The organism is Caballeronia sordidicola (genome assembly GCF_002220365.1).
Lineage (GTDB): Bacteria > Pseudomonadota > Gammaproteobacteria > Burkholderiales > Burkholderiaceae > Caballeronia > Caballeronia sordidicola_C.
Map to the genome: position 1 here is coordinate 1 of NZ_MTHB01000255.1, position 26,864 is coordinate 26,864.

At 58.1% G+C, this 26,864-nt stretch carries 25 protein-coding genes and 1 pseudogene; 13 read left to right on the forward strand and 13 right to left on the reverse strand.

The window, feature by feature from the left end; translation table 11 throughout:
• Positions 1 to 365: 365 nt before the first annotated feature.
• The 4 genes from BSU04_RS35545 to hisD all read left to right on the forward strand — a co-directional run bounded on the left by BSU04_RS35545 (position 366) and on the right by hisD (position 5,577).
• Entirely contained in the window at positions 366 to 1,049 is a 684-nt protein-coding gene (locus tag BSU04_RS35545) for a carbohydrate ABC transporter permease (protein ID WP_218827395.1), read from the forward strand.
• Positions 1,050 to 1,082: 33 nt separating this feature from the next.
• A complete protein-coding gene (locus BSU04_RS35550; RefSeq protein ID WP_218827396.1) occupies positions 1,083 to 1,958 on the forward strand; it encodes a carbohydrate ABC transporter permease in 876 nt (291 codons plus the stop codon).
• A gap of 208 nt (positions 1,959 to 2,166) precedes the next feature.
• Complete coding sequence (locus tag BSU04_RS35555; protein WP_089164927.1) at positions 2,167 to 3,957, forward strand: thiamine pyrophosphate-binding protein; 1,791 nt, start codon at positions 2,167 to 2,169, stop codon at positions 3,955 to 3,957.
• Between the two features lie 288 nt (positions 3,958 to 4,245).
• A complete protein-coding gene (gene hisD, locus BSU04_RS35560; RefSeq protein WP_089164928.1) occupies positions 4,246 to 5,577 on the forward strand; it encodes a histidinol dehydrogenase in 1,332 nt (443 codons plus the stop codon).
• A gap of 170 nt (positions 5,578 to 5,747) precedes the next feature.
• Here the strand turns inward: hisD and BSU04_RS35565 are convergent, their stop codons facing one another.
• On the reverse strand, positions 5,748 to 6,539 hold the full coding sequence (locus tag BSU04_RS35565; RefSeq protein WP_089164929.1) for an inositol monophosphatase family protein: 792 nt from the start codon (positions 6,537 to 6,539) through the stop codon (positions 5,748 to 5,750).
• 253 nt (positions 6,540 to 6,792) lie between these two features.
• On the opposite strand from BSU04_RS35565, the gene BSU04_RS35570 reads away from it, so the two are divergent.
• A complete protein-coding gene (locus tag BSU04_RS35570) occupies positions 6,793 to 7,902 on the forward strand; it encodes a serine hydrolase domain-containing protein (protein WP_218827397.1) in 1,110 nt (369 codons plus the stop codon).
• A 109-nt stretch (positions 7,903 to 8,011) separates the two neighbouring features.
• Here BSU04_RS35570 and BSU04_RS35575 read toward each other — a convergent pair whose 3' ends face one another.
• Complete coding sequence (locus BSU04_RS35575) at positions 8,012 to 8,455, reverse strand: VOC family protein (RefSeq protein WP_256983707.1); 444 nt, start codon at positions 8,453 to 8,455, stop codon at positions 8,012 to 8,014.
• 141 nt (positions 8,456 to 8,596) lie between these two features.
• Positions 8,597 to 10,687, reverse strand: coding sequence for a maltose alpha-D-glucosyltransferase (treS, locus tag BSU04_RS35580; protein WP_089164931.1), 2,091 nt, complete (start codon positions 10,685 to 10,687; stop codon positions 8,597 to 8,599).
• A 594-nt stretch (positions 10,688 to 11,281) separates the two neighbouring features.
• Here treS and BSU04_RS35585 point away from each other — a divergent pair.
• From BSU04_RS35585 to BSU04_RS35595, 3 genes are all read left to right on the forward strand, one after another.
• Complete coding sequence (locus BSU04_RS35585) at positions 11,282 to 12,778, forward strand: IS5 family transposase (protein ID WP_256983708.1); 1,497 nt, start codon at positions 11,282 to 11,284, stop codon at positions 12,776 to 12,778.
• 158 nt (positions 12,779 to 12,936) lie between these two features.
• Positions 12,937 to 13,668: an alanyl-tRNA editing protein gene (locus BSU04_RS35590; protein ID WP_089164932.1), complete on the forward strand. Its 732-nt coding sequence runs from the start codon at positions 12,937 to 12,939 to the stop codon at positions 13,666 to 13,668.
• The gene (locus BSU04_RS35595) at positions 13,668 to 14,258 is read left to right on the forward strand and encodes a DUF924 family protein (RefSeq protein WP_089164933.1); all 591 of its coding nucleotides are present in this window, start codon (positions 13,668 to 13,670) and stop codon (positions 14,256 to 14,258) included. Before BSU04_RS35590 ends, BSU04_RS35595 begins: the two co-directional genes overlap by 1 nt.
• A 20-nt stretch (positions 14,259 to 14,278) precedes the next feature.
• On the opposite strand, the gene BSU04_RS35600 is transcribed toward BSU04_RS35595, so the two are convergent.
• The 6 genes and pseudogenes from BSU04_RS35600 to BSU04_RS35625 form a co-directional block, all read right to left on the reverse strand.
• Positions 14,279 to 15,025: an SDR family oxidoreductase gene (locus BSU04_RS35600; protein WP_089164934.1), complete on the reverse strand. Its 747-nt coding sequence runs from the start codon at positions 15,023 to 15,025 to the stop codon at positions 14,279 to 14,281.
• Between the two features lie 22 nt (positions 15,026 to 15,047).
• Positions 15,048 to 15,632 (reverse strand): TIGR00730 family Rossman fold protein, encoded by a 585-nt coding sequence (locus tag BSU04_RS35605; protein ID WP_089164935.1) that lies wholly within the window; start codon positions 15,630 to 15,632, stop codon positions 15,048 to 15,050.
• The gene (locus BSU04_RS35610) at positions 15,632 to 16,348 is read right to left on the reverse strand and encodes a TetR/AcrR family transcriptional regulator (RefSeq protein ID WP_089164936.1); all 717 of its coding nucleotides are present in this window, start codon (positions 16,346 to 16,348) and stop codon (positions 15,632 to 15,634) included. The genes BSU04_RS35605 and BSU04_RS35610 overlap by 1 nt, the downstream gene beginning before the upstream one ends.
• A gap of 187 nt (positions 16,349 to 16,535) precedes the next feature.
• Positions 16,536 to 17,036 carry a diacylglycerol kinase gene (locus BSU04_RS35615; RefSeq protein ID WP_373452906.1) on the reverse strand — a complete coding sequence of 167 codons (501 nt, stop codon included), beginning with the start codon at positions 17,034 to 17,036 and terminating at the stop codon, positions 16,536 to 16,538.
• Between the two features lie 307 nt (positions 17,037 to 17,343).
• On the reverse strand, positions 17,344 to 18,375 hold the full coding sequence (locus tag BSU04_RS35620; protein WP_089164938.1) for a glycosyltransferase family 4 protein: 1,032 nt from the start codon (positions 18,373 to 18,375) through the stop codon (positions 17,344 to 17,346).
• A gap of 26 nt (positions 18,376 to 18,401) precedes the next feature.
• Positions 18,402 to 19,247: pseudogene (locus BSU04_RS35625) on the reverse strand (UDP-2,3-diacylglucosamine diphosphatase); the annotation flags it as partial.
• A gap of 596 nt (positions 19,248 to 19,843) precedes the next feature.
• On the opposite strand from BSU04_RS35625, the gene BSU04_RS35635 reads away from it, so the two are divergent.
• Positions 19,844 to 20,557 (forward strand): class I SAM-dependent methyltransferase, encoded by a 714-nt coding sequence (locus BSU04_RS35635; RefSeq protein WP_218827398.1) that lies wholly within the window; start codon positions 19,844 to 19,846, stop codon positions 20,555 to 20,557.
• Between the two features lie 117 nt (positions 20,558 to 20,674).
• Here BSU04_RS35635 and BSU04_RS35640 read toward each other — a convergent pair whose 3' ends face one another.
• Genes BSU04_RS35640 through BSU04_RS35655 form a run of 4 tightly spaced genes read right to left on the reverse strand, consistent with a single transcriptional unit; the run spans position 20,675 to position 22,974 of the window.
• Entirely contained in the window at positions 20,675 to 21,199 is a 525-nt protein-coding gene (locus tag BSU04_RS35640) for an RDD family protein (RefSeq protein ID WP_256983710.1), read from the reverse strand.
• A 6-nt stretch (positions 21,200 to 21,205) separates the two neighbouring features.
• A complete protein-coding gene (locus BSU04_RS35645) occupies positions 21,206 to 21,949 on the reverse strand; it encodes a DUF3106 domain-containing protein (protein WP_089164942.1) in 744 nt (247 codons plus the stop codon).
• An 18-nt stretch (positions 21,950 to 21,967) separates the two neighbouring features.
• Positions 21,968 to 22,414 (reverse strand): DUF3619 family protein, encoded by a 447-nt coding sequence (locus tag BSU04_RS35650; RefSeq protein ID WP_089164943.1) that lies wholly within the window; start codon positions 22,412 to 22,414, stop codon positions 21,968 to 21,970.
• Entirely contained in the window at positions 22,411 to 22,974 is a 564-nt protein-coding gene (locus BSU04_RS35655; protein WP_047844602.1) for an RNA polymerase sigma factor, read from the reverse strand. The genes BSU04_RS35650 and BSU04_RS35655 overlap by 4 nt, the downstream gene beginning before the upstream one ends.
• Here BSU04_RS35655 and BSU04_RS45950 point away from each other — a divergent pair.
• The 4 genes from BSU04_RS45950 (at position 22,961) to ilvC (ending at position 26,810) form a co-directional block, all read left to right on the forward strand.
• Positions 22,961 to 23,245 carry a hypothetical protein gene (locus tag BSU04_RS45950; RefSeq protein ID WP_144021457.1) on the forward strand — a complete coding sequence of 95 codons (285 nt, stop codon included), beginning with the start codon at positions 22,961 to 22,963 and terminating at the stop codon, positions 23,243 to 23,245. The genes BSU04_RS35655 and BSU04_RS45950 overlap by 14 nt on opposite strands.
• A gap of 111 nt (positions 23,246 to 23,356) precedes the next feature.
• The gene (locus BSU04_RS35660; protein ID WP_089164944.1) at positions 23,357 to 25,120 is read left to right on the forward strand and encodes an acetolactate synthase 3 catalytic subunit; all 1,764 of its coding nucleotides are present in this window, start codon (positions 23,357 to 23,359) and stop codon (positions 25,118 to 25,120) included.
• A gap of 111 nt (positions 25,121 to 25,231) precedes the next feature.
• Positions 25,232 to 25,723, forward strand: a complete 492-nt coding sequence (ilvN, locus tag BSU04_RS35665) for an acetolactate synthase small subunit (RefSeq protein ID WP_047844600.1) — start codon at positions 25,232 to 25,234, stop codon at positions 25,721 to 25,723.
• Between the two features lie 70 nt (positions 25,724 to 25,793).
• Entirely contained in the window at positions 25,794 to 26,810 is a 1,017-nt protein-coding gene (gene ilvC, locus BSU04_RS35670) for a ketol-acid reductoisomerase (protein WP_031360656.1), read from the forward strand.
• Positions 26,811 to 26,864 lie beyond the last annotated feature (54 nt).

Consider the following 26,864-nt stretch of genomic DNA (forward strand, 5'->3'; position numbering starts at 1 on the left):
CTCATCCTGCAAGTCATTAGCGATGTCCGTCAGTTTCTCTACCCACGCTAGCACTTCAAGCTCCGACGGCGTTAGTCCCTCTCGAGCGATGTCGGGTAGTGAGAATTTTTTTGGAAGAGTCACGAGTGCGGATCAAATGATGTTGGTGCGACAAACGTTAACATCGTCATCCGCAGTTTACAAGCGCAATCATGAGCGCACGCAACGAAGCTATCGGCTACCTCGACCGCGTGCGCAGATCAAATAACACAGCACGGCGCGTGGTGCTCGCCCCGGGTTATTGAGAAGTTACTTGGTTCACTGGGCTTGAGAATGTCCGGAAGCTGCTGAGCGACGACGTCTTCACGAGTTCGCTCTGGCAAACCGTGGTGTTTGTTGTCGGTTCAGGTGCGTTTGGCGCAACGGTTCTCGGGCTCGCGCTCGCACTGCTGATGCAAAAGGCAAGCGGCGTGGTCGGCAGGGCGGTTTCTGGGATGGCTATTCTCGCGTGGAACCTGCCGCCTATTACGATTGCCGTCATCTGGTACGCAGCAACGACGAGCGGCGGTACATTCCCGCGCATCCTGGGCGATACAAATCACGACTTGCTTTACGCCTACCCGATGCTGGTGGTGTCTATTGCCAATGTCTGGTCGCTTGCCGGGCTATCGATGATTATGTTCTCGGCCGCTTTGCGGAGCATTCCGACCGAGATGGTCGAGGCGGCGATACTTGAGAACGCGAGTGCGACGCAGAGACTGTTCCGCCTGACGCTACCGATGCTCAAGCCGACCATCTTGATGTCCGCGCTCCTGATGACGCTCTTGACCTTTGCGAACTTCACGCTGGTTTATTTGATGACCGGCGGGGGGCCCGACAATCAGACCAATATCCTGCCCATCTACTCATATTTGCAAGGCTTCAAATTCCATAGATTGGGGTACAGCGCGCTTCTTGGAAACGTGATTGTGCTGCTCTCGTCGGCGCTTGGATTGGCCTTCGTGCTCATCGCTCGCCAATACCGCCCGGGGCAAGTTCGCAAGAACAAGCTGAAGGCCATGTCCGCCTAACCTGTTGGAACCAGCATCATGAAGGAACACAGAATGGAACTGTCTGCTCAAAAGATGACGGGAGACTCCGCGCCTCCTGCCGCGCGGGTCAAGCGACGGGCCGAACCGGTGTCCGGCAGGCTATTAGCAAACGTCATTTTGTTGCTTATCGGCGCGTATTTCGTGATCCCTGTCTTGTGGCTTGCGGTGGGCGCCGTCGACAAACACGCGGGTTGGCAAATTCAGCTACCGACGCTGACTTTAGACAATTTCGTCGATGCTCTGTCGCACGGAAACGCGCAAGCACTCTGGAACAGTGTGATTGTTTCAACCATAGCGGCAATCGTTTCGACGGGAGCAGGAACCTTGGCCGCCTACTCGTTTTCGCGGCATCGTATTCCATGGAAAGGCCCCATTCTGCTCGGTATCCTGTTCCTGTCGGGCGTGCCCATTACGATTCTTATCGTGCCGGTGTACAAGATGTTCGCGCGGTACGACATGCTTTCCATGGTCCCGACAGCGGTACTTTTGGGCGTCACGTCGCTGCCGTTCGCCATCTATCTCATCAAGAACACTATTGACGCGATTCCGCAAGACCTTGAAGAGGCAGCCTGCATGGAGCAGGCGGGCACCTTCCGCATTCTTCGCTCGATCATCGTTCCGCTGGCCATGCCGGGCATTGCATCTGCAGCCATCTTCAGCTTCGTCAATGCCTGGGGCAACTTCCTCATTCCGATCGTACTGATTGCTGACCAATCGAGCCAACCCGCACCCATCGCGATCTACAGCTTTATCGGCTCTGCCACGATTCGGTACGGACAAATTGCCGCTTTCTCCATTGTTTACTCGATGCCCGTCATCGCCCTCTACTTCGTGATGTCGCGTTATTTCAAAGGTGGATTCTCGCTAAGCGGTGCCGTACGGGGTTGATAAAAGTGTAGCGTCATGCGTCAGCTGATGGAGTTGGTGTCCGACGGAGGAGGCAACGTAGGGGTTGTTGAGTCCGTCGGATGCGGGTGATGCGCTCAGTGCGTCGAAGTGCGTCGATGTGCGTCGCGAATCGGTCCGGTGCGAAATTGAATTGGCTTTTTTTAGCGCGAATACTGGTGCGCGAGGGCGTAGCGTGAGTGAATGCGTCATGGCCTTTCGTGCGTCAAAATATCGGGAGTGTCGAGTGAAGTTAACAGGCGGCCAGGTTATCGCGAAGGCATTGCGCGCGTACGGGGTGCGATATGTCGCTGGTGTGCCCGGCAATGGAAATAGTGGGGTTCTTGAGGGTCTCAATACACCAGGCGCTAGCGTTCCCTTTATCAGGGTCGTGAACGAGCAGAGTGCGGTCCATATGGCGGACGGTTACTTCCGTGCATGTGGTAGTGCGATGGCTGTCGTGCTTCCTGCAAAAACCGGAATTTTTATCGCCTCTGCGGCGCTTTCGAATTGCCTGTCTGATTCCTGTGGGGTGCTCCTGGTCACTGGAGACCGGGTTAGCGATGACACGACCACCGGCTCAACCAGCTCGACGCAGCCCGCCTCAGGATGGGACGCAGATTCAGCATGCGGCGGCCTCAAACGGTCCTGGAAGGTGCGCGCTTTCTCGGAGCTCTCGCAAGCAATGCATCATGCTTTTGCTAGCGTGCTGGGGGCGAGGCCGGGGCCCGTCCATCTCGAGGTTCCTCTGGAAATTCAGAAGCACACGGACCACGTGCACTCTGAGTCTCTTCAGAACCGACTCGCGCAGGTAGGGCTGCAAGGGGACCCCGCGCTCTTTGAGCGGGCAGCCAGTCTGCTTGCGAGCGCAGAGCGTCCTATCATTCTTGCGGGTGGCGGAGTCGTGGCTGCGGACGCTACATCCGAACTCAAAGAATTGGCCGAAGCCCTTTTGGCGCCAGTGCTGGTTGCGGGTAACGGCATTGGAGCAATCCCTGACGACCACGACCTCAATGCCGGATCCGTTGGCTCGGCGGGAAACGGCTGTGCAACCGCGCTCTTGGGCAAGGCCGATGTCATTGTCGCTGTGGGCAGCCGTCTATCGGACCTGCCCGACATCGATGGCGGTCGGTGGAGCGTATCCGAACTGGCCGGGAAAAAGCTTATCCAGATTGATGTCGAGAGAGACGAGATCGGGAAATGCTGCCCCGTCGAGGTCGGCATTGTTGCCGACGCGAAAAGTGCACTAGCCGACCTCAAGTCCGCATTGAACGGAAAACTGAAGCGTGCTACCGGCGCAAGAAGACAGGCATTCATTGAACTCATGCGGGAGCTGCGTGGGCAATGGCTAAATGCGGTCGCCAGCAAGTCTGGAGCGCACGAAACCTTGATAAGCGCGCCGCGGCCTTTCCTTGAACTCCGCAAGGTGCTCTATCGCGACGCAATTGCGGTCATTGGGTCAGGCGCTCTTGCGCATATCGCGCGTGAGCATTTCCCCGTCTATGTTCCGCGTACCTTCCTGTCGCCGGGAGCCTCTGCGGCCGGTGGTTGGGCTGTTCCTGCTGCCATAGGCGCCAAGCTCGCGATGCCTGCGAGGCAAGTGGTATGTGTGGTTGAAGATAGCGATTTTCTTCAATCGATGCAGGAAATGGCGGTTAGTGTCATGCATTCCATTCCTGTGGTTTTCGTAGTCTTCAATCAAAGTGGGCCGGAATTTGTATCGGGTGCAGTCGGTTCGCTTGGGGTACGGCGGACCATGGGTGAATTCTCCTTGCCGGACGGGCGCCCCTACTCACTTGCATTCTCGGAGATCGCAAGAAGCTTTGGACTTGATGCATGGCGCGTCGAACATGCTTCTCAATTGGAGGGGGTGTTCCGGCGTGCGCTTGATAGCACCGGACCCGCCCTGGTCGAAGTGATGGTGGCGCGGCATGAAACCCATTCGCCACAGAGTCCTAACGATGTGCAACTGCACGCTGCACAACAAGCTAGTGTGGCTTAAGCCAGACCCGTCTGACGATGCGAAGGGGCGGTACGTTTCGGCAGTCGGGGCGATGAATTGACGCGAGCATCAACGTCGTCTCGCTTTATAAGCGTCACAGTGCGTCATATCCGGGGTCTCTCGCGAAATTGAGCTGGCTTTTTTCTCGACTGATACTGGTTTCGCGCTGCAAAAGTGACGCGCTTTTTCACGCATTGATTTCGGACTCCGAATGCAGAGTCTTAGCTAAGTAAGAATTTTCTCGGTGAAGAATTCACTCAATTCTGAGTTGCATCATAAGGGGTAATTATGTCGTTTTTTCTGAAGTCGGCTACCACCCAACCCACTGGCGAAGCTGACACCAGGCAGGTCCGTCGCGTTGTCGAGGAGGTGATTGCCGACATCTCCGCGCGCGGGGATGACGCGCTGCACGAGTACTCCGCGAAGTTCGATAAGTGGAATCCGACGCAGTTTCGTCTGTCGCAAGAGCAAATCGACGCCTGCATTGCCGAGCTGACCGAGCAGGAAATCGCGGATATTAAATTCGCGCAAGAACAAGTTCGCAACTTCGCGCGCCATCAATTGGCATCGATGCATGACATCGAAGTCGAGACATTGCCGGGCGTCATTCTTGGTCACAAAAATGTTCCCGTCCAGACTGTGGGTTGCTACATCCCCAGTGGTAAGTACCCACTGGTCGCATCGGCGCATATGGGCATTGTCACGGCGAAGGTAGCGGGTGTGGACCGTGTGATCGCGACGTCGCCTCCTTTCGAGGGTCGCCTGAGCGCTCCGGTTATCGCTGCAATCCATCTTGCCGGCGCCGATGAGATCTACTGCATCGGAGGCGTACAAGCCGTGACCGCAATGGCACTTGGGATTGGCGAATTTGCGCAAGTTGACATCATCGTTGGCCCGGGTAACGCTTACGTTGCCGAAGCGAAACGTCAACTGTTTGGTCAGGTTGGTATTGACCTGTTCGCAGGCCCGACGGAAACCATGGTTATCGCGGACGACTCGGTCGATGCCGAACTTATCGCGACGGACCTGCTTGGCCAGGCTGAACATGGACCGACTTCTCCGGCAGTGCTCGTTACGACCTCGCGGAAACTCGGCGAAGAGACGCTTGCGGAAGTTGAGCGTCTGCTGAACCAACTCGACACCGCTGAGATAGCTCGCCAGGCGTGGGAAGGCTACGGCGAAATCATCATTTGCGAAAATGACGAAGAAGTGATTCGCGAGTCGGACCGCGTCGCATCAGAACACGTGCAAGTGATGACGCGCGACCCGGACTTCTTCCTGAAGCGTCTTCGCAACTACGGTGCGCTTTTCCTCGGCGCCCGCACGAACGTTGCCTATGGAGACAAGGTTATCGGCACGAACCACACGCTGCCGACATCCGGTGCTGCACGCTTCACGGGCGGCTTGTGGGTGGGCAAGTTCCTGAAGACTTGTACCTATCAGCGAATCCTCACTGACGAAGCGTCCGTACTTGTCGGCGAGTACTGCTCGCGCTTGTGCATTCTTGAAGGGTTCTCGGGTCATGCGGAGCAGGCAAACATCCGCCTGCGCCGCCTTGGCAACATTGACGTGCCCTATGGCAAGGCGGCTCCTGTGCCGGCTGCGACAGCCAAGCGCTGACCCGTCGCTGCGTACTTCGCTAAGACTTGGCTTCGAAGCGAATGCGCTAACCGTGCACCGGTCGCAGCGCGACCTGTGCACGCGTTTGCCGCCAGCTTTGGTGTGACACGCGATAATTGAAAGCGGGAGGCTCGTTGTTGCCAACATAAGCGCCTCCCAAGTCGGCATAGTCAAATATCGGTCCGAGCGAATTTTGCCGTCTCTTCCAGCAGGGCGCGATGCAGCGCAGGCGTGGCGGCGGCGATGACACGGCCATCGCTTGATGGCGTCAACGGATTGCCGTTCCAATCGGTCATAAGGCCTCCGGCGCCATTGACAATTGGCACGACGGGAAGATAGTCGTACGGCTTTAGACCTGCCTCGACGACAGCATCAATGTTACCGGCCGCGAGCATCGCGTAGTTGTAGCAATCGCCACCGTATCTCCGGAAACGCGCCTGGCGACTAAGAGAATCGAACACTTGAAACTCCGTTATGCTGAACATGTCCGGCGAAGTAGCGAACAGGTTGCACTTTCGAAGGTCATCGCAATGGCTCGTTCGGATGACATCCCCGTTGCGCTCGGTTTGGCGTCCAAGCGTAGCGACATAGCGCTCGTCGAGCGCTGGGACATCTATGATGCCAAAGACAGGTTGCGCGTCCTTCAGCAACGCGAGAAGCGTTCCCCAGAGCGGTATGCCACTGATAAAGCTCTTGGTGCCGTCGATAGGGTCAATGACCCAGCAAAGCTCTGCCGACAAATTGACCGACCCTTGTTCTTCTCCGAGTATGCCGTGCGAGGGATAGGTTCGCGCGATCCGGTCTCGAATCATGGCTTCGATTTCGATATCTGCCACCGTGACGGGGCTGGCATCGGCCTTCTGCGCAATGTCGATGGGCTGTCGAAAATAGCGCATGCCAATAGGGCCGGTTTCGTCTAGCGTCGAGCTGGCAAACTGCCGATAGTCTTCGAATAAATTCATAAATCCTTGAACCTGAGAGCGGGGCGTCGAGAGCCACCTTGAAAATAATTCGTTAAGGCCGCAACGCCCCGAGAAGTTGTTTAATTGTAGTCTGCAGTGGTGCTGTAATTGAATGCGCGGACGATAAATTGCACACCAGTGTCGGCATCTGCGCTTGGCGTATTTGTCTAAGTAGTCAATGTCAATGCTGAGGACCGTGATGAGCGAGATGGGTCAACTCGAGATTCAAGTGAGGCGAATGGTGCGTAGTGCGTTGGCCGAGGCGGTCGACGAGAAACGTATCGCCGGCGGCGTAGTTTTGGTTGCACTGGAGAGCGTTGTCATTGCGCAGGAGGCCGCGGGCTTTGCAAATCAAGCGCTTGCCATACCGATGCACATAGATACGCGCTTCAGACTGGCATCAGTGACAAAGCCAATCGTCAGCCTCGCGGCGATCAAACTCCTGGACATTGGCGTCCTTGGTTTGCACGAGCCAGTCTCGGATTGGTTGCCCTATTTCCGGCCGTCCCTCGCAGATGGGCGGCCGCCGGACATTACTCTGCACCATCTGCTGTCGCATTCGTCAGGGCTAAGCTATGGTTTTCAGGAGCCCCCAGGCTCAGAATATGAGCGTTTCGGCATTTCTGATGGGTTGGACTGTTCTGGCCTGAGCCTCGAAGAGAATCTCCGGCGGCTGGCCGCAGCGAAGCTCAAGTTCGAGCCAGGAACAGCATGGCAATACTCTCTCGCGCTTGATGTCGTCGGTGCAATCATTGAGCGGGCGACGGGACGTACGCTGCCGGATGCTATCGATGCATTGATATCCGGTCCGCTTGGACTGGACTCTCTTGCATTCACTGTTGAATCAAAACCTGAGCTTGCGGTTCCTTATGTCGATAGCCTGCAAACGCTGACCGTGATGCCCGAACCGGCGGAAGTTGTGCCCCCGGAAGGGACGAACGCAATCCGTTTCTCTCCTCGTCGCGCGCATACGGTTGGAGAATTTCCGTCTGGTGGCGCAGGGATGGCAGGCGGAGCGTTAGACATCCTGAAGGTCCTTGAGATAGTACGCAAGGAAGGCGCCGGGTTCATGGACGCAAAGCTTGCGCGCCTGATGGGCAGTGCTCAAGTCGGAGCGGACCTGCGAGCGCGAGGCGATGGGTGGGGATTTGGATACATGGGGGCTGTGTTAATGGACCCCTCCGTGCTGAAAACCCCGCAGCGTGTTGGAACAGTAGGGTGGGGCGGAGTGTACGGGCACAGCTGGTTTTTTGACCCCGCAACGAGGCTGACAGTCGTGTCATTGACCAACACAACCTGGGAGGGTGTTGGAGGTCGATTTCCACAGGACGTTCGAGACGCCGTCTATGCAGCTCTCAGATGAAGGGATGCTTTATCAGTCACCCCGGACTTTGCAATGTGATGCTAACTTTACAGCCGATAGCCTTGGCGTGGTCGGGCCGAGCACTATTGGCTTCGGTCAGTGCAGGGCATTAACTGGTAATTTCGACTCGTGTGCCATCGGGGGCCACTATCACAGCCTCATAGAACCCATCGCCCGTGCGACGAGGGCCAGACAACAAGATTCCGTTTGCCGCGCAACGCTTGGCCAACGCGTCGACAGCATCGGCATTGCCAAGCGAAACCGCGATATGGTCCCAGCCGAGGCACTCATCAGCTGCTTTTTCGGCGACCCAAGGCCCCGTCATCAGTTCAATCTGAAGCGAGTCCGGTGTTAGCCTGATGAAGCACGATGTGAATCCAGGACGCCGGGCGCTATGGTAAAGCGGTCCGACTTCGGCATTAAAATACTTACGCCAGAATTCGGCGGCAGTTGTAATGTCGCGTGTCCACAATGCCACATGTGCTAATCGCATACTTTCCTCGTTAGTTTCTCTCAACTGCTCGGATTGACGCGCAGCTGTGAGTTCCTTCATTGCACTGTTGCAGCGACTGCGGATCAGCGGATCAGCGGGTCGCGCTAGACAGTCGGGTTTTGCGAACAGACGTACGGCCAGGGCAACACCGCTTGATTCAAGTCAGTGAGAATGCAGGGGCGTGCCCGTGCTTTGGAAGCGTTATCTCTCATCGTCTTCGTCAACGATTGCCCCAGGCAGGGCGCTCACAATGCGTAGCGAAACCCCACGGTAGCCATCGAGAGAAATTCTCAGTGTGCCTAACTCTTCAAGGTCACCAACAACGGACTCCGCAAGCATGTCGACGACTGGACCAGAAGCAACGCCTGGCAACAATATCAATTCGTCGACAGTGCTTGCGCTGAAATTAAGAGCTGTCACTTGCGTGCCTTTGCCCGCAGGAAGTTCATGAACCATGACGAGCAGGCTGGGCGAGGTGACATCGGGTATGGCTATCTGTTTGCTCGAAGCAATCTTATAGGCTTCGCGCACTGATAAGAGGTGTTTAAGTTGTGAGGCAAAGGAATTGGGATTAGCCAGCTGTTCGGGTAGGGGGCCGTATAAGGCTATTGTCTTAGGGATGCCTTCTCCGGATACGGCTGCGTCCGGATTCTCACCAGTCAGGTCGTAGGCGCCGCGATGAATCCACCGGGTATCGCCGTCTGCCATGCGTTCCTCGACCTTTGCAATGGGTAATGGCAATGCGCCCACAAGGTCCCAACCTGAGATTGCAAAGACGCCGGGTTGAAGAGCGTTATACATCGCAAGCAGCAAGTGAATTTGCTGGATGTTTTCCTTGTCCTGCTCGGTCATGGAGTCCAGCTCACGAATGTTAAGCGCGGCAGTGATAATGCTCGCAGTCGTGCAGGAAACTCCATTTGTGACGAATCTCAGGTTGTAAGGGGCGTGTTCACCGCTTAGGCGTTCGTACATCGTTTCGCGGATGTGTTCGCGGAGAATGTTTCCAGGCCATGTCTGGCCTTGAAACGTGAATGTAGTGTTTGCATGCAAGGTCCAGAAATGTACGAGTTCGAGTGTCAGCTCATCATGATTCTGAAGCGCATGGATCAGGGATCCGGGGTCTATTCCGTACTGGTGCACCGTTTTCAGCATGAGTCGGAGAAACTCGGTATCGCCTGTCAACAGTGCATGCTGATAAGCCGGGCGCGTGATGAAATCATAGGAGAGGTCGGCACCGCCTTTTGACATCGCTGCGATGTCATCGACGGTGAGATTCAGCTCCTGAAAGCTGAAGCCTCCGGCTTTACGTATTGCTCCTCCAAGCAACTGATTGCTGGTAATCGAAAGCGGATGGCTCTCGGACCAGGCATTGCCATGTGGCCGGCGCTCAATGCCCAGAAAACCATTTGCGTCCAAACGGATCCCGCGCGCCCCAAGAACATCGAGGCAGTGGAGGGCGTCCCCAATGATCAGCTGCTGTGCGGCGAAGGTCGGGTCCAGCCAATTAAGCGAGGGCTGTCCCTCTTTGAAGTAGTGCAGGTAGACCCAGCGTCGGGGCACGCCATCGACCCCGACGACGGGAGGCGTTGCGCTCCAATCAGTTTCTTTGATTCCTGGCTCAAAAAAGATGACACGTTGAAGCTGTCCAACTATGTAGCACTTCTCCTTGAGTGCATCCACAATCTTTGGCGGCAAGTTGACCGCATCTCTTCCTTCGGGAACATCAGGAAGAATGCTCCAGTCATCTGGCTTGATTTCGACCATGTGATAGAGGCCGGGATAGTCGCCGTAGTTCATCTCGGCTAACCGGAAGTCGGCTCCCTTTCCTGTGTGCGATGGGATGACGTCGTCGATGACAACTGCATTGTGAGCCGCTGCCATTCTGCTCATCGCGACGAACTCTTCTTCGGTGCCAAAGCGCGCGTCGATTCCGAGACCGATGCGGTCGAAGTTGCCGTCAATCGACGGCGTGAAAGTCTGGCCTGTGAGTCCACCCGCCAGCTTTGTTGGGCCGGGGTGAACAGCTTGGATACCGATTGAGGACAATGCGCGCCAAAGCGCATCGCTGCCGAGGGTTCGAAGGACGGAGTCGCCCGGTGCCGTGATGACCGCCCCGGGATAAGCCGTGAACCACACTGACGACATGGCGCAGGCTATTCGAGGTCTGGACTCGGCATACGGGTGTAACCAGAGTCTGGCTTGTCCGGCGTATGTGCGGGCGCGGGTACGGAGTTGATGAAGCATCGAATGACTGACGAGCCACTCAACATATTCGGCGACTGGAGTATTCACGGCAGGCCTCTTCGGGAAAATGCTGTTTGTGCGCTCACGAAAAATCTCAACTTACGCGCAGTGCTCTCTTGCAAAGGCTATACCCAAAGATGGCTAGGAGCGGTGCGATTTGCAGCGAAAAAGGGATCTGCTTCAAAGTGCGCAAACTTGCGTCACATCGCCTTGATGGCGGGTATGGAAGCGCAGACGTTGCGTTGCGATTTCGCGCATATTGGCGTCACTCAGCGTCGCCTTGCTTCCGAGCCGAGCTATCTTGGGCATCGGTGGCCGTCGAGTCACCGCGCAGTTCGCTTCCATTGAGATGTCTGCAGAGTACTGCACGCAAACCGGCCGTCGTCGCATCCTTAAAGAGGCCATTGCGTTGCGCACATGGTTTCCGCCCACGCGACCGACGCGTTGGTCGTTCTTTCCCTTCACAATGGATGAGTGGCAGAGGGAAAATCTCCTGGTTAGGCGTTGTCGTTTAAATAGTCTGCCTTGCAGAAGTGCGTAAGGCCCCGTCTAACTTGACGATGCGGTTAGTTGGCGAGTAAGAGAACTCCCAGAACGAATATCGATCTGATAAAGATTCTGGGAGTTTCGGAGTGGTCGCCAATGAGCACGCCTGATTTCTTTCGTAGTCGTCTGGACGCGATGATTGATCTGCGTCACCCGCTTGCCGTGTTGGCAACGAAGATGTCGTGGGCTTCAATCGAAACGACGCTTGCTCCCCTGTTCGAGCGACGCTCACGCGATGGGCGCGTGAGCGAAGCGGTTGACCTGTTTGGCTCGAACTCACTGGAACTTGCCGGTGGCGTCAGTGCGGCTGGACGTCCGCGCTTGCCGATGCGGCTGATGGTGGGTCTGCTGTACCTGAAGCACGCCTACAACGAGAGTGACGAAACAGTGTGCGAGCGCTGGGCGCAGGACGTGTACTTCCAGTTCTTTTGCGGCGAGGAGTATTTCCAGCCGCGTCTGCCGTGCGACCCGACCAACCTGGTGCGCTTTCGGCAGGCGCTGGGCGAAGCCGGTGTCGAGGAGCTGCTCGCGGCGACGATCGCGGCTGCGGTGCAGATGAAGGCGGTGACGCCGGTCGAATTCGAGCGCGTGATTGTCGACACCACGGTGCAAGAGAAGGCGATTGCGTATCCGACCGACAGCCGTCTGCTGGAGGTGGCGCGCGCCAGACTCGTTCAGTTGGCGCAACGCGCAGGGTTGGGGCTGAAGCAAACGTACGCGCGCGAAGGCAAGCGGCTGCGGCGCCGCGCAGGCGGGGATGCACATGCGAAGCAGTTCAAGCGCCTGCGTCGTGTACTCAAACGTCAGCGCACAGTCTTGGGACGGTTGCTGCGCGATATCGAACGCAAGCTGTCCGGGGCTTCGGACGAACGGCAGCCACAACTGCGCGTCTGGCTTGAGCGGGCCTGGCGCATTTGCCGCCAACGTCCAAAGGACAAGAACAAACTCTACGCACTGCATGCGCCTGAAGTTGAATGCATTGGGAAAGGAAAGGCACGCCAGCCCTACGAGTTCGGCGTCAAGGTGAGCCTCGCGATCACGGAGAAGCACGGGTTGATCGTCGGTGCCTGGGCGTTCCCTGGCAACCCCTATGACGGCCACACACTGGCCGAGCAACTCGAACAGAGCTCCATTCTGTTGCAGGACCTGCCCGGTACACCGCAGCCGAAGACCGTATTGGTCGATCTCGGGTTTCGTGGCGTCGACTCGGAGGTATCACCAGTACACCTGATTCATCGTGGAAAACACAGGACGCTGACCAGCACGCAGCGCCGCTGGCTCAAGCGACGGCAGGCGATTGAACCGATCATCGGCCATGTGAAGCACGATCACGGTATGCGTCGTTGCTGGCTAAAAGGGCAAACCGGCGATGCGCTGCATGCCGTGCTGTGCGCCACGGGCTACAACCTGCGCTGGCTGTTGCGGGCGATTGTTCGCCTGGGTCTGCGGCCCATCTTTTTTATCCTCGCCTGGCTGCATTGGATCGTCAATGTCCCGTCGCATCCGCTGCTTGCGCACCGGAAACGCTTCCGGCGCCTAACCTTCCCGCTCCCACAAAATGCCCCGATCGGCGTCGTGCATCAAGCAAACTGAATTTTGCAGGGCCGACTAAATACAAAGACTTAAAATTGTCTAGCAGTGGGTATTATTCGGAAAAAACGGCTGCGCAATCGCCCGGGCTAAGGAGCCTTGCAGCGTACCCGCATAATGCGGGTTCATTTTCAGCCAGCGGCAGACCAGGAGACATTTCCATGAGCACACGCGCGTTGTTTCGCGAAGACGCCTATTTGACGCGCTGCGAAGCGTCGATCACGGCTATCGACGAGCTGGGTATCCATCTCGATCAAACCGTGTTTTATCCGCTGGGCGGCGGTCAGGCCGGTGACGCCGGATCGCTGACGCTGGCGGATGGCACACGCATCGAAATAGCGGATACCCGCAAGGCCAAGTTCGAAGGCGCGACGCCCGATGACGCCGTCCACGTGCCTGCGCCGGATCAGGAAGCACTGTTCGCGAAGCTGCAAGTGGGCGATCGGGTGACGGCCGGGATCGACTGGGAGCGGCGCTACCGTCACATGCGCCTGCACACAGCGACGCATCTGCTGTGCGCGGCGCTACCGTATCCCGTCGATGGCTGCAGCATCACCAGCGGCTATGCGCGCATGGATTTCGCGACGGTCGAACCGATCGAACGCGAGGCGCTGGAAATACGCTTGCGCGAGCTGATTGGCGGCGCGCATCCGGTGGCGACCGAGTGGATCACCGACCAGGAGATGGAAGAGCGTCCCGAGCTTGTGCGCACGATGAGCGTAAAGCCACCGGTCGGCATGGGGCGAGTGCGTTTGCTGCGCATCGAGGGTATCGACTTGCAGCCATGCGGCGGTACACATGTTCGCAATACGAGCGAGATCGGTGAGCTGCGGATCGCGAAGGTGGAGAAGAAAAGCGCACGCACGCGGCGTCTCGTGATCGAGTTCGCGTGATGCTCGACGCACGCGCGCAAGCGGTGCTCGACGTTTGGTTCGGTGCGCCGGATTCGGCGGAGTTTGGCCACCCGCGCAAGGCCTGGTTCAAGAAGGACGCAAGCTTCGACGCCATGCTTCACGAGCGCTTCGGCGCTTTGATCGAAGAAGCATTGGAAGGTCGGCTTGCATCGTGGTCCGCGACACCGCTCGGCGCGCTGGCGTTGATCGTGTTGCTCGACCAGTTCACCCGCAATTGTTTTCGCAGCACGTCGCGTGCATTCGCCGGTGATGCTGAAGCGTTAAAGCGGGCTCGTTCGCTGGTTGATTCGCGCGACGAGCTCGCATTGCCGACGATTCATCATCGCGTTTTCGCTTACATGCCGTTTGAGCACGATGAAACCTTGGCAAGCCAGCGCGAAGCCGTGCGTCTGTTACAAGCGCTCTTCGATGAAACCGGCGACGAGGACGTCGAAGACTTTCTGCAATACGCGCGCCGTCATGCTGAAGTGATCGAGCGGTTTGGCCGCTTTCCGCATCGCAACGTTACCCTCGGCCGCGAGACAACGGCTGCAGAACACGCGTGGCTCAAGAAAAAGGGCGGCTTCTAGCGTTCCAACGTTTTAGCGCTTCAACGCCCGCCGGCCACGTCGAGCAATGCGCCGGTCACATACGCCGACGCATCCGATAACAGCCACACAATCGATTCCGCCACTTCATCCGCCGTACCGGGCCGCCCCAGCGGCGCGAGCGCGCCCAACTGCGCTGCGCGATCGGGCTTGCCGCCGCTTGCGTGAATCTCGGTATCGATCAAACCGGGCCGGACGGCATTCACGCGCACGCCTTGCGGACCGAGCTCTTTCGCGAGGCCGATCGTCAAGGTATCGACGGCGCCTTTCGATCCCGCGTAATCCACATACTCGTTCGGCGACCCAAGCCGCGCTGCCGCTGACGACACATTGACGATCGACCCGCCGCGTCCGCCACGTTTGGTCGACATGCGCCGCGCCGCTTCACGCGCGCAGAGATACGCGCCGAGCACGTTGGTATCGAAGACGCGTTTCATGCGCGCGAGGTCCATATCGGCGAGCGCGGAACCGGGCGCGACAATGCCCGCGTTGTTCACGAAGCCATCGATAGGACCGAACGCGCGCACTGTTGCATCGAATAGGGCTATCACGTCGGCCTCTTCGCAGACGTCGCCCTGGATCGCGATCGCGCGGCCACCGGCGGCTTCCACACGGGCAACGGTTTCATCGGCGGCGCTGCGGTTGGTCGCGTAATTCACGCCTATCGACCAGCCGCGCGCCGCGCACAGCAACGCGGCGGCACGGCCGATTCCGCGGCTGCCGCCCGTGATCAACACTACCTTCGACATGGTCAACTCCTCGCTTGGGATATCAAACCGCGTCGCGTTTCTCGGGCCAGCGGTCCACCAGTGGCGGTGTGTAGGCCTTGAGCGCTCCGATAAGCTTCACGGGATCGGCGTTGACTTGCAGCATGTCGAGGAACGGCGCGCGCATGAATCCTTCTTCCACCGTATGGCGCAGCATGGCGAGCAGTGGATCGTAATACCCGTTCACGTTCAGCAGCGCGACCGGCTTTTCGTGATACCTGAGCTGCGCCCACGTGTAGACCTCGAACAGCTCTTCGAACGTACCGACACCGCCGGGCATCGATACAAACGCATCGGCGAGATCAGCCATTTTCTTCTTGCGCTGATGCATGTCGGGCACGACGTACAGCTCCGTCAAACCTTTATGGCCGACTTCCTTGTTCATCAGCAATTCGGGGATCACACCGATGGCGCGGCCACCCAGCGCGAGGACTTCGTCGGCGATGGTGCCCATCAAACCCACGCTCCCGCCGCCGTAGACCAGCGCGAGATCCGCTTCGACCAACGCGCGGCCGAACGCTTTTGCCGCTTCGGCATAGACCGGCCTGGCTCCATTGGCGGAGCCGCAATATACGCAGACTGCTTTCATTAAATAGGTTCCTTAGGGGCGCCGTCTTCCTTCGGCGCGCGGTAATCGGCAAAGACGCGTTCCGGCATTTTCCCCGACACGAGGTCGTCGAAAATCTGCCGTGATCGCCCGCGGAGATAGGGCGCCATCACCGAGATAATTTGCAGGCTCGCTTGATGCAATTCCGCGCGGATCGTGTCCTGCTCGTTGTATTTGCGCGGATTCATGACGAACTGGTACGACAGCCAGTATGTCGCGATCACCCCCATGTTGGTCGCGATCACCTTGATTTCAGCGGGTGTTGCAACCATTTCGTGATCGGTGACCAGTGCCTCGCACAACTGCTGCGCGAAGTTGACCTTGTGAGTGATGATCTGTTTGAAATGCGTTTCCAGCGTGCGGTTGCGGGCGAGCAGATCGTTCAGGTCGCGATACAAAAACCGGTACTGCCACAGGAAATCCGCCATGTACTGCAGGTACGACCACATCTCGTCAATCGTTGGACGATGGTCTTCCGGAAAGCGCAGCCGCTTTTCGATCTGCTGTTCGAACTGCGCGAAGATGCTGTTGATGATGTCGTCTTTGTTGCGGAAATGGTAGTACAGGTTACCTGGACTGATTTCCATCTCTTCGGCGATGGTGGTCGTCGTGACGTTCGGTTCCCCGATATCGTTGAACAGCTTCAGCGATAGTTCGAGAATCCGTTCACGGGTGCGGCGGGGAGGTTTTGCTTCCATGTCGTCCGGACCTGGTTGACCGGTTCCGGGTGGGGGCGGCCGGGTGCGGCCAGCGTGACAGCTTGGGTGACAGCGTCACGAACCCGGAATCGGTGGGTATCTTGGATATCGGACGATTATAAACGGCTGAGTGGGTGCGGAGTCTGCGCAGGGGGCCAGATGCGTGCCGCATGGTGTTAAAAGGCGTTTAAAACAGCATCAGAGCCCATCGCCAGAGTAATGGGCCGACTATCAGGCCCCAGGTGAGCACGCATACCAGCAGGGCGACCATGACCGCCGCGCTGCCGAAATCCTTCGCCCGTTTGGACAGTTCGTGCCGCTCCAGCGAAATCCGGTCTATCGCCGCTTCCACGCTCGAATTCAGTAATTCCACCATCAGCACCAACAGCACGGACGCCAGCAACGCCGCACGTTCAACCGGCGAGACCGGAACGAAGATGCCGCACGGCACCAGGATAGCGGCGAGCGTCAGCTCCTGGCGAAACGCACTTTCTTCGCGGATCGCGACGCGAAAGCCGTTAAGCGAGTTTTTCATCGCGTGCCAGGCGCGGGTCAGTCCGCGGTTGCCCTTGTAGGGATTGAACGGCAACGGAGCGAGCGGATCGTCGGCGCTCAGGGGTTCGCCCGGATGCGGCGAGCCCTCGATGTCGCCGTCTTCGTCGTCATTGCTGAAGGGTTCCCGGTGTATCAAGAGCAGGGATTTCGCTTGCACGGAAGGTTTGGCTTTCACGTTGCGCTTCTTTGAAACTTGCTGTGGTTGGTCTGACGCACGCTCGAAGGCGCTCTGTGGGGCGGGATGACTTCACGAGCGAGCGCTGTGCAGAATTCACCAAAGGCGAGTCTGCCGGCGGCTTGTTGCAGCTGCGGGCGGCCACATCGCATTGTTGCCTTCCTTGGCAGGAGGGTCTCGAACCGCACAGCGCCTTTTAACACCCGCCACGTTGCGCTGAGAGCATCGCGGATTCAATCATGCAGTTGCCCGCGCGAAAGCCAGATTACGCCGTTGCCTGGCTTTGCGTCGCGCCGCGAGTCGCAAGCGGTTTCAGATTAGACGCGAATTGCTCCGATGCCGCCCGCCACGAGAACTTCTCCGCCCACGCACGGGCATCGGCTCGTTCAATCTTCAGTGCCCGCAAACACGCTTCGCGCAGGTCTTCGTCAAGCGCGCCCGGGCCATCGGTGCCGAGCACATCGATCGGGCCCGTCACCGGGTACGCCGCGACCGGCGTGCCGCATGCCATTGCTTCGAGCAGCACGAGGCCGAAAGTATCGGTGCGGCTTGGGAACACGAATACATCAGCGGCCGCGTAGACCTTCGCCAGTTCTGCCTGCGAGAGAACGCCAAGATAGTTCGCGTTCGGATAGCGCGATTTCAGTTCGGCAAGCGCCGGTCCCTCGCCCGCGACCCACTTCGATCCCGGCAGATCGAGCTTCAGGAAAGCCTCGACGTTCTTCTCGACCGCAACGCGCCCGACATACAGAAAAATAGGCCGCGTCGTGTTGAGGACCTTCGAATCCATCGGTTGAAAGATATCCAGATCTACACCGCGTGTCCACAAGACCACGTTCGTGAAACCGAACTTCTCGAGGTCATTTTTTACAACGGGCGTGGGTGCCATCACCGCTTGCGAAGGCTTGTGGAACCAGTGCAAAAACGTGTAGGTTGCCGCGAGCGGGATGTGAAACCGTGCCTGCACGTATTCAGGAAAGCGCGTGTGATATGCGGTCGTGAACGGCAATTTATTGCGCAGGGCGAATGACCGCGCCGCCATGCCGAGCGGACCTTCCGTCGCGATATGCAGCGCATCCGGCGCAAATTCTTCTATGCGTTGCGCGACGCGACGGCGCGGCAGCAGCGACAGGCGTATCTCGGGATAAGTCGGGCATGCGATGGTCCTGAATTCGAGCGGCGTCAGCAATTCCACGCGATGTCCCAGCGCAGTCAGTTCGCGGCTGGTGCTTTTCAAGGTGCGCACGACGCCGTTGACTTGCGGTTCCCATGCGTCGGTAACGATCATGATTTTCATTCGATGGCCTCGATAGGTGAAAGCGCTCAGGCAGTTGCCCCGGCCTTTTGCGAATGGTGTTCAGGAGAGCGCAGGATGGTCCAGTAGATGATCTTCAACTCGCCTTCGAACGTCTCGACAAGCGCCGACAGGCTTTCCACCCAGTCGCCGTCATTGCAGTACAGGACACCGTCGATATCGCGGATTTCAGCTTTATGAATGTGGCCGCAGACAACGCCATCGCAGCCGCGGCGGCGCGCTTCGTCGGTCATCACGTGCTCGAACTTCGAGATGAAGTTCACCGCGTTCTTGACCTGATGCTTGAGGTACTGCGATAGCGACCAGTAGTTCAGGCCGAAGCGGCTGCGCACCCGGTTGAACCAGCGGTTGAGCAGCAGGATCAGCGTGTAGAGCGTGTCGCCGAGATAAGCGAGCCACTTGGCGTGCTGGATCACACCATCGAAGAGATCGCCATGCACGATCCACAGGCGTTTGCCTGCAAGCGTGGTGTGGAAGGCCTCGCTGCGTACATGGATGTCGCCGAAAGCGAGGTCGCAGAACTGTCGCGCGGCTTCGTCGTGATTGCCCGGAATGTAGACGACCTGCGTGCCCTTGCGGGCTTTGCGCAGCACTTTCTGGATCACGTCGTTGTGTGCTTGCGGCCAGAACCAGCCTTTGCGCAGTTGCCATCCGTCGATGATGTCGCCCACCAGGTACAGGTACTCGGAATCGTTATGGCGGAGAAAATCGAGTAGATAGTCCGCCTGGCAGCCACCGGAGCCGAGATGGATATCGGACAGCCAGATCGTGCGGTAGCGATGGTCGGCTGGTTCGTCGTCGGGCCGCAAGGCAGCCTTGGAAGTGGCCTGGGGAGCGAGGCTGGCGCCCGTGGCGTCTGGGGGAGGGGGTGGCACGACGTCGGTGCGGAACGCGATGGCTTCGGCATCGCGGAGGGTAATGCCTAGGAGGTGACTCGCAGACGATTTAGTGGCCATGGGCACGCGCAACGGGTTGCAGTGCGGCCATTGCGCCATGCCCGCGTGACGAAGCCATGACAGTCACGAAAACTTCCCATTACTAAAGATAGCGATAGCAGCGGCGAGTAGGGGGTGAAGGAGGAAAAACGCCGCGAATTGTGGGGCTACGACGTGCTTTGCGGGACCGATGTCGAGCCGGTCCGGTTGACTTTGCGGGCGCCTGCGTCGTATGACCCCCCGATGTTTGTACGCGATTTCGTTTCGTGATCGGGTTCGTTCAGCCAGAAATTGCCTTGGCTGACTATCGTTGCTGAGAAGCTACGGTCGCGCGAAAACTGACATGACGTTTGGAACAATAAGACATGCATGAATCGCCGATGACCGAATGCAATACATCGCCCCAAGAACATGCGGAGCTGAGAGACTTCATCGTGTTGGCATAGCCTATACTTTCGGATTTACGTTGGAATCCTATGCAAATACATAGTGCAACAGTGGGACCGGTCGTTCGAATGTCGACGTGCAAAGTATGCAACGAACCGGCGCCTCTCTACGGCGTCACCGACTTCAACAAGAGTTGCGAAGAGCGGCGCGGACGCTATCTGCCGCTCACCGGCGTGCCGGTTTATTACAACCGATGCGATGCCTGCGGCCTCATCTTCACGACCGCATTCGATCATTGGAGCAAGGCTGACTACCTGCAGCACATTTATAACGATGATTACGTGCTGGTCGACCCTGACTACATTGATTCGCGGCCAACGGGTAATGCCGCTTTCATTCTCGATTTCATCAAGAAAGGCCAGGGGTTAAGGTGTCTCGACTATGGTGGCGGCAATGGCACGTTGACATCGTTATTGGGGGAGGGCGGAGTGGACGGGCACAGTTGGGATCCGATGGATGAAGAAGGGGTGCCACCGTCAGGCTCATTCGATTTCATCAGCGCGTTCGAGGTTCTGGAGCACACGCCCGAACCGCTGGCGACGGTCCGGGAAGCGCTCGGACTGCTAAACGGGCGTGGTGTATTGCTGTTTTCCACGTTAACGATCGATCACGTGTCGCCGCGGGGGATGGACAACTGGTACATCGCGCCTCGCAATGGCCATATTACGCTTTATACGCGACGGTCATTGCAGGCGATGTTTGCGGGATTGGGTTATCGGATCCATCACTTCAACGACAACCTGCATATGGCACTGAAGGAAGATCCAGACTGGCTGAGCTGATACCGGGAAAAGCAAGGTGAAGAGAAGGCTGGATCTCAGCGCTTAACTGAGGCGTCGGATGCCTGAGCTATTTCGTCTTGCCGTGATCCACGGCGGTTCGACGTTGCGAATGCTGGATTAAACCGTCGGCGGGGCCACGCCCACGATCCGCGTTCCGGCCAGCCGGTCATGCAAAAACTGTCGTGCCGGATCGAGCCATACCGCTGCTGCCCAGAGCCCGATCCACACGGTGGTCACTACAAGCGTGGTCGGAACGGAAAGCTTGAGCATCGGGTGCAATGCCAGCGGCGGCAAGAACCATAACCACGCAAACACATAACGCGCGATGGCGCGTGCGGTCGAAACCGGCGCTCCGCGCGCATCAACTACCTTCAGTCGCCAGGTTTTCATGGGGAGTGTCTGCCCGCCATGCGTCCAGAAGTAGACGAAATAAACCGCGAGCACAAACCCGATCCATGCCATCAGCAAATTGTGATGGGTGAGTCCGTTGCGTTGCTGGGTGAGCGTGCTGAACAGATATCCGGCGATAAAAACGATCCCGAACAGGATTACGCCCTCATAGAGCATCGCAGCCAGGCGGCGTCGCAGCCTGGGGGCGGTCGAATCGGGAGACTCGACAGATTGCAGAGAGGATGCGCTCACTTTTGCCTAAGACCCGTTGAATACGGACGGCGCCTGCTGCGGCGAAACCGGAATTGGCGTGGCCGGCACAAAACTGGCGGCGCCGGGAACAGCGGGTGCGGCGGGCGCGGCGTGTGAACCTGATGCCCCCATTTCAGCAACAGCCTCCGAAGCACGTGAATGCTCCCGGGCAGTCATCAGCCGGTCGATATCCTTGACTTCGGTTTTACCGGACGGTGGCGCGCTGACCACGGTCGGGCGGCGTGGTCTCTCAGTCGCGGCGAGTTTTTTCTTCTGATCTTCCGGGAGCTTTTGATAAGCATCCCAAGCGCGCTCCCGTTTTTCAGCGGGTACGGACTTCGAGACCTGATAATTTTCGCGCGCCACCTTGCGCTGGTCCGGCGTCATCCTGACCCATTCGGTCATTCGTTCATGCAGATGTTTTTGCGCATCGGGCGACATCTTCTTGTATCGCGACGCTATCTTGATCCAATTGCGCTTGCGCTCCTCGCTGAACTGATCCCACTGGGAGGCGAACGGCGCGAGCGCGATCCGTTGCGCGTCGGTGAGTCGGGCCCATGCCATAGGACTTGTGGGAGAAGAAAGCGAAGAAAGCGGCGACAGGACTTCGCCCGCGCTCGCCCCGACCGGGGCGGCAGCAACGGGCACCGCCGAAGCGGACGAGTAGAAACGCGGATAGGTGGCAGCAAACGCGACAAGTCCCGCAATTGCGCACCCAAAGACAATCGCGAGGCCGCGCTTGTAACTCACCCGATGACTCCTGCAGTCTTAATGATTGCGCGTCAGGTACGCGTTGAAACCGTGGTCGAGATAGGCGTCGAGCGGAAGATTGTCGCTGAGCATGGCGGCGTCGATATCAGCGAGTTCCGCGGTGCGCTGCTGGTCCTCGAAATAAGCGATGCCAGCCAATCCGATCACAAGGGCGAGCAGCGGCCAAGCCAACGCGAGACGCGAGAAGCGGCCACGTTTACCCGCATGGCCGTAGCCGGCCGGGCCGAGCGAACCCGGACCGGCCATGCCCGCTCCGGCGAGCGCAGGCGCGAAAACCGGCGCCGCGACAGCGACTTTTTCCGGTTTCTTGCGCGCGATCGCCGTCCGGCGAGCCGCCGCCAGCTTGTCGAGCGAAGCGGCGGGCAGCGAATTGATGTTTTCATCGAGCGCGCGGCGTACCTTCAGCGCGAACTCGGTTTCCTTGTGATCGAGAGCGTTGCTCATAGCGTGATTCCTTTCGCCTTCAGCGCGTGTGCCAGCGCGTGCGTGGCCCGCGAGCAATGTGTTTTTACGCTGCCTTCAGAGCAGCCCATTGCAGCGGCGGTTTCGGCGACATCCATATCCTCCCAGTAACGCATGAGAAACGCTTCCCGTTGACGTGCTGGTAGTTTTTGGATCTCCGCGTCGATCAGGTTGAGCACCTGTTCACGCTCGAGCCGGCTCTCGCTGCTTTCCGCACCGACCGTCCCATCCTGCGATTCGAAGGTTTCCAGGGGGTCGAATTCATCGTCGTCGGCGTTGCCGAACGAGGAGAACAGGCTTACCCACGTATTGCGGACCTTTTGTCGCCGGAAATAGTCGTGCGTTGCATTCTGCAGGATACGCTGAAACAAAAGGGGCAATTCGGGCGGAGGCCGGTCGCCATATTTTTCGGCGAGCTTGATCATCGCATCCTGAACGATGTCGAGCGCCGCATCGTCGTCGCGTACGGTGTACACCGTCTGCTTAAACGCGCGTCTTTCGACGCCCGCCAGAAAATCGGCGAGTTCCTTGTCTGATGCCATCCGTGAGGCCCGGCGCAACGAGCGTGCGTCGATAAAGGTTGGTGAGAGGTTAAAGCCTGCGGATGCTAGCAAACTTTTGAGTGAACAGCGAGGAAATGCGCCGCTGTTACAGGCTGAAACACAGCGCTTTCTTCATTATTTCGGATATATCCGAGCCTTTAAGGTCCGATTCCGGCGCGTTTCAGGTGGTATCGCGAAGTTTTTCCTTGACGAGCTTTGTTGGCTCGGGCTATTGTTTCCGACTCGCATCAAAAGTGAACTGTCTCTTTGAGGCGAGCCCAAGAAGCCCGCTTCCCATTTAGACGCGCCGCTTGAACCCGAGCCATAAGCCCGGCAGAGAGCACCCAATCAATTTTTTGCCGAAAATTCGAAAGGTGAATGTATGAATATGCCCAGCGCGGAATTCTCCACGTCGGATACGACTCCCCCCCTCGAAGCTGAATCCATCGGTGGCACCGTGCTCATGCGCGCGCTCGCCGACGAGAAAGTCGAGTTCATTTGGGGCTATCCCGGCGGCTCGGTACTCTATATCTACGACGAGTTGTACAAGCAGGACGAGATCCAGCATATCCTCGTGCGCCACGAACAGGCCGCGGTTCATGCCGCCGACGCCTACGCGCGCTCCACGGGTAATGTTGGTGTCTGCCTCGTGACATCCGGCCCCGGCGTCACCAATGCGGTGACCGGTATAGCCACCGCCTACATGGATTCGATCCCGCTCGTCATCATCAGCGGCCAGGTTCCGACGGCGGCAATCGGCCAGGATGCGTTCCAGGAGTGCGACACGGTCGGCATCACGCGTCCCTGCGTCAAACACAATTTCCTCGTCAAAGACGTGCGCGAGCTCGCCGCGACCGTCAAGAAAGCGTTTTATATCGCCCGTACGGGACGTCCCGGCCCGGTGCTGATCGACATTCCGAAGGACGTGTCGAAGACGCCGTGCAAGTACGAACCGATCAAATCTGTCTCGCTGCGTTCGTACAATCCGGTGACCAAAGGCCACTCGGGCCAGATCCGCAAGGCCGTGCAGTTGTTGCTCTCGGCGAAGCGTCCATACATTTATACGGGCGGCGGCATCATCCTGGCGAATGCAGCGCGTGAACTGAACCAGTTCGCCGACCTGCTCGGTTATCCGGTGACGAATACGTTGATGGGCCTGGGCGGTTATCGCGCGGACAACAAGAAGTTCCTCGGCATGCTCGGCATGCACGGCACGTACGAAGCCAACATGGCCATGCAGCATTGCGACGTGCTGATTGCCATCGGCGCGCGTTTCGACGACCGCGTGATCGGCGATCCGGAGCATTTCGCGTCGCATGCGAAGAAGATCATTCACATCGACATCGATCCGTCGTCCATTTCCAAGCGCGTGAAAGTCGATATTCCTATCGTCGGCGACGTGAAGGAAGTGCTGAAGGAACTGATTGAACAATTGCAGACAGCCGAACACGGTCCCGACACGGCGGCGCTGGCCGACTGGTGGAAGGACATCGAGGCATGGCGTTCGAAGGACTGCCTCAAGTTCGACCGCGCAAGCGAGATCATCAAGCCGCAGTACGTGGTCGAAAAGGCGTGGGAGCTGACCGACGGCGAAGCATTCGTCTGTTCGGACGTTGGCCAGCATCAAATGTGGGCGGCGCAGTTCTACCGCTTCAACAAGCCGCGTCGATGGATCAATTCGGGTGGTCTCGGCACCATGGGCTTCGGCCTGCCGGCGGCGATGGGCGTGAAAATGGCGCATCCGAACGACGAGGTGTTGTGCATTACGGGCGAAGGCTCGATCCAGATGTGTATCCAGGAATTGTCGACGTGCAAGCAGTACAACACGCCGGTCAAGATCATCTCGCTGAATAACCGCTATCTCGGCATGGTTCGCCAATGGCAGCAGATCGAATACAAGAAGCGTTATTCCAGTTCGTACATGGACGCGCTTCCTGACTTCGTGAAGCTGGCTGAGGCTTATGGCCACGTGGGCATGCGCATTGAGCACACGCGCGACGTCGAGCCGGCGCTGAAAGAAGCACTGCGCCTGAAGGATCGCACGGTGTTCCTCGACTTCCAGACAGATCCCACCGAAAACGTATTTCCGATGGTCCAGGCAGGCAAGGGCATCACGGAAATGCTGCTCGGATCGGAAGATCTATAACGCTGTTTTCCCAAGCGCGGCTCGCGTGCGCCCGTCTTCACAAAAGACGATCGTGGCGCGCGGGTTTTGCGGGAACACGCTTATTCACTGGATAAATCAGGAACGTCAATCATGAGACACATAATTTCCGTGCTGCTGGAAAACGAACCGGGCGCGTTATCGCGTGTCGTCGGGCTCTTTTCGGCGCGTGGCTACAACATTGAAACCTTGACGGTGGCACCGACCGAAGACAGTTCGCTGTCGCGGCTGACCATCGTTTCCATTGGCTCGGATGACGTGATCGAACAGATCACAAAGCACCTGAACCGCCTGATCGAGGTGGTGAAAGTGGTCGACCTGACAGAGGGCGCCCACATCGAGCGCGAGCTGATGCTGATCAAGGTGAGAGCGGTCGGAAAGGAACGGGAAGAGATGAAACGGATGGCGGATATCTTCCGCGGCCGCATTATCGACGTCACCGAAAAAAGCTACACGATGGAACTGACGGGCGCGAGCGACAAGCTCGACGCATTTATTCAGGGGCTGGACGCAACGGCGATTCTCGAGACCGTGCGCACAGGCAGTTCCGGCATCGGCCGGGGCGAGCGAATCCTGAAGGTCTGAGAGCGCCTGAACAACGCGTACGTTTTTTAGCACCCAATTTCACAAATTAAATTCAAGCAAAGGAACCACCATGAAAGTTTTCTACGACAAAGACGCTGACCTCTCCCTCATCAAGGGCAAGCAAGTCACGATCATCGGTTATGGCTCGCAAGGCCATGCACACGCGCTGAACCTGAAGGAAAGCGGCGTGAACGTGACGGTCGGTCTGCGCAAGAACGGCGCATCGTGGAGCAAGGCTGAGAAGGCCGGCCTGAAGGTCAAGGAAGTGGCTGAAGCCGTTAAGGGCGCGGACGTGGTCATGATGCTGCTGCCGGACGAGCAGATCGCTGAAGTCTACAAGAACGAAGTGCATGACAATGCCAAGGAAGGCGCTGCACTGGCATTCGCGCACGGCTTCAACGTGCATTACGGCCAGGTTATCCCGCGTGCTGACCTCGACGTGATCATGATCGCCCCGAAGGCGCCGGGCCACACGGTTCGCAGCACGTACTCCCAGGGCGGCGGCGTTCCCCACCTGATCGCTGTGGCGCAGGACAAGTCGGGCGCAGCTCGCGACGTCGCATTGTCGTACGCAGCAGCTAACGGCGGCGGCCGTGCCGGCATTATCGAAACGAACTTCCGCGAAGAAACGGAAACCGACTTGTTCGGCGAGCAAGCTGTGCTGTGCGGCGGTACGGTCGACCTGATCAAGGCCGGCTTCGAAACATTGGTGGAAGCGGGTTACGCGCCGGAAATGGCGTACTTTGAATGCCTGCACGAACTGAAGCTGATCGTTGACCTGATCTATGAAGGCGGCATCGCCAACATGAACTACTCGATCTCGAACAACGCCGAATACGGCGAATATGTGACAGGTCCGAAGATCGTGACGTCGGAAACGAAGAAGGCAATGAAGCAAGTGCTGACGGACATCCAGACCGGCGAGTACGCAAAGAGCTTCATCATCGAGAACAAGGCCGGTGCGCCGACGCTGCAATCGCGCCGCCGCCTGACGGCTGAGCACCAGATCGAAACGGTGGGCGCCAAGCTGCGCGCCATGATGCCGTGGATCGCGGCAAACAAGCTGGTTGATCAGTCGAAGAACTAAGCAGCTTTAGAACTAGCAGCCAGGAACTAAAAAAGCTGAACGACCGGCCTCATG

What these genes read in the sequence shown, in the direction of transcription:
- BSU04_RS35575 (WP_256983707.1), bottom strand. Translation starts at nt 8,455, where the DNA reads ATGAAGGAACTCACAGCTGCGCGTCAATCCGAGCAGTTGAGAGAAACT.
- BSU04_RS35620 (WP_089164938.1), bottom strand. Translation starts at nt 18,375, where the DNA reads ATGAAAATCATGATCGTTACCGACGCATGGGAACCGCAAGTCAACGGC.
- BSU04_RS35595 (WP_089164933.1), top strand. Translation starts at nt 13,668, where the DNA reads ATGCTCGACGCACGCGCGCAAGCGGTGCTCGACGTTTGGTTCGGTGCG.
- BSU04_RS35660 (WP_089164944.1), top strand. Translation starts at nt 23,357, where the DNA reads ATGAATATGCCCAGCGCGGAATTCTCCACGTCGGATACGACTCCCCCC.
- BSU04_RS35605 (WP_089164935.1), bottom strand. Translation starts at nt 15,632, where the DNA reads ATGAAAGCAGTCTGCGTATATTGCGGCTCCGCCAATGGAGCCAGGCCG.
- ilvN (WP_047844600.1), top strand. Translation starts at nt 25,232, where the DNA reads ATGAGACACATAATTTCCGTGCTGCTGGAAAACGAACCGGGCGCGTTA.
- BSU04_RS35555 (WP_089164927.1), top strand. Translation starts at nt 2,167, where the DNA reads ATGGCCTTTCGTGCGTCAAAATATCGGGAGTGTCGAGTGAAGTTAACA.
- ilvC (WP_031360656.1), top strand. Translation starts at nt 25,794, where the DNA reads ATGAAAGTTTTCTACGACAAAGACGCTGACCTCTCCCTCATCAAGGGC.
- hisD (WP_089164928.1), top strand. Translation starts at nt 4,246, where the DNA reads ATGTCGTTTTTTCTGAAGTCGGCTACCACCCAACCCACTGGCGAAGCT.
- BSU04_RS35585 (WP_256983708.1), top strand. Translation starts at nt 11,282, where the DNA reads ATGAGCACGCCTGATTTCTTTCGTAGTCGTCTGGACGCGATGATTGAT.
- BSU04_RS35635 (WP_218827398.1), top strand. Translation starts at nt 19,844, where the DNA reads ATGTCGACGTGCAAAGTATGCAACGAACCGGCGCCTCTCTACGGCGTC.
- BSU04_RS35590 (WP_089164932.1), top strand. Translation starts at nt 12,937, where the DNA reads ATGAGCACACGCGCGTTGTTTCGCGAAGACGCCTATTTGACGCGCTGC.
- BSU04_RS35610 (WP_089164936.1), bottom strand. Translation starts at nt 16,348, where the DNA reads ATGGAAGCAAAACCTCCCCGCCGCACCCGTGAACGGATTCTCGAACTA.
- BSU04_RS35550 (WP_218827396.1), top strand. Translation starts at nt 1,083, where the DNA reads ATGGAACTGTCTGCTCAAAAGATGACGGGAGACTCCGCGCCTCCTGCC.
- BSU04_RS35650 (WP_089164943.1), bottom strand. Translation starts at nt 22,414, where the DNA reads ATGAGCAACGCTCTCGATCACAAGGAAACCGAGTTCGCGCTGAAGGTA.
- BSU04_RS35565 (WP_089164929.1), bottom strand. Translation starts at nt 6,539, where the DNA reads ATGAATTTATTCGAAGACTATCGGCAGTTTGCCAGCTCGACGCTAGAC.
- BSU04_RS35600 (WP_089164934.1), bottom strand. Translation starts at nt 15,025, where the DNA reads ATGTCGAAGGTAGTGTTGATCACGGGCGGCAGCCGCGGAATCGGCCGT.
- BSU04_RS35655 (WP_047844602.1), bottom strand. Translation starts at nt 22,974, where the DNA reads ATGGCATCAGACAAGGAACTCGCCGATTTTCTGGCGGGCGTCGAAAGA.